Origin of the sequence: Collinsella sp. AF23-2, from assembly GCF_003459245.1 — a bacterium.
GTDB lineage: Bacteria > Actinomycetota > Coriobacteriia > Coriobacteriales > Coriobacteriaceae > Collinsella.
On the sequence record NZ_QRVG01000048.1, the window covers coordinates 1 to 1,545 of the forward strand.

Annotated in this window: 1 protein-coding gene; it reads right to left on the reverse strand. The window is 66.8% G+C overall.

Annotation, left to right across the window (positions count from 1 at the left end):
• Window positions 1-113: 113 nt before the first annotated feature.
• Window positions 114-1,271 (reverse strand): IS110 family transposase, encoded by a 1,158-nt coding sequence (locus tag DWY03_RS09935; protein WP_231500848.1) that lies wholly within the window; start codon window positions 1,269-1,271, stop codon window positions 114-116.
• Window positions 1,272-1,545: the final 274 nt, after the last annotated feature.

Below are 1,545 nucleotides of genomic sequence, written 5' to 3' on the forward strand. Positions count from 1 at the left end.
GGGGTGTTCCTATAGTTTTGTCAACTGGGAAATGCTCTCCGTGCGACCGAATCGCGGCATGCTGACGCCAAGCCATTAGGCCGGTGGGCTTCAGTCTGCTCGGTGCGTTTCGGCTAGGCTGCGTAAGGCACCCTGTCTCGCATGACCGCGTAGATGACCTTCAGTCTCTTTCGCGCCAGCGCCTTGAGCGCCTTGCCGTGCGACATGCCCCGCTCCCGGCACCTGGTGTAGTAGTCGCCCCATCTCCCCTCTGTCCGGGTAAGGCAGTTACATGAGAATATGAGCAGGTTCTTCAGCCTCTTGTTGCCTTGGCGCGATGCCGTCACCGAGGAGATCGAGGTTCCCGACTGGCGGTTGCGCGGCGCCAGGCCGCAGTACGACGCGAGCCTGTCGTGACTGGGGAAGTCTTCGATGTCGATGGAGATCGCAAGCTCGGAAGCGGTTTTGGGCCCGATGCCCGGCACCGTCAGGAGGCATCGGTAGGTATCGTCGCCCTCGAGCAGGGCGGAGATCTCCGCCGTGATCGCCTCGATCTCCGCCGAGTTCTCGGATATCCTGCGCGCGAGCAGTTTCACCGCCCGGTCCTCGGCGGCGACGACCGACGCATCCGGCCTTGTCGAGGAGGTTGTCGAGCGGACGAGGGCCTCGATCTTACCGCGCGCCGCCCCACGCGTGAGCGCCGCCGCCCTGCGGGGCCCGGCGTCGGCTACCGACCAGGCCCCGCCGAGGGATGCCATGAGCCTCAGCTGGGGCCCGTCGGACAGGTCGACCAGTGCCTCGAAGGCGGGGCACGATTCCAGCAGGATGCTGCGCAGCCGGTTCTTATTCCTAGTGTTCTCGCAGGTCAGGAAGTTCCTCTGGGCGGCCAGCGCCCTCGCCGCCGCAATCGTCGGACCCGGGTCTCCGACCGGCAGGAGCGCGTCGGGGATGCCAAGCGCCGTCTTCGCGATGACCATCGCGTCTCGCTCGTCGGTCTTGGCGTCGCCGGCGAAGAGCCTGGCGGCCCCGTGCGCCGCGAGTCCCGGCAGGTACGCCGCCGACATCCCGGCCGCCCTGGCGCGGGCGAGCGCGAGGGCGCCTATGTTGCGCGACTGGTCGACGACCACGAGCGCATCGGGGAAGCGGCCGAACAGCGAGTCCAGGTCGTCCTCCCTGTTCGCGACGGGGGTGCTCAACAGCACCTCGCCATCTCGAGTCGCGACGCATGCCCAGTGGGACGATTTCCCGACATCGAGCCCGATGACGGCTTCCGGCATTCTAATTGGTGCCACGGTGGTATCCTCCAATCGGTAGGCCGATCGGAACCCCTCCCCGCGACACCCACATTACCTGGCCGTGGCGCTTGCGCCCGGCAGTTTCCTATCAGTCGTCCGGAGCGGCGAGCGCCCCCGGTGGCAACACCCCCCGGGCCCTCTACGGGGCAGGGGCAGACGGCCATCCGGAGGCGCCCGATCGGCGGCCCCTCGGGGCTTGCCCGTATCGTAGGCAATGCGCCGAATGCTCGCCATCGAAATTTATCGATGGCCTATTTCAGACTGTAATGGG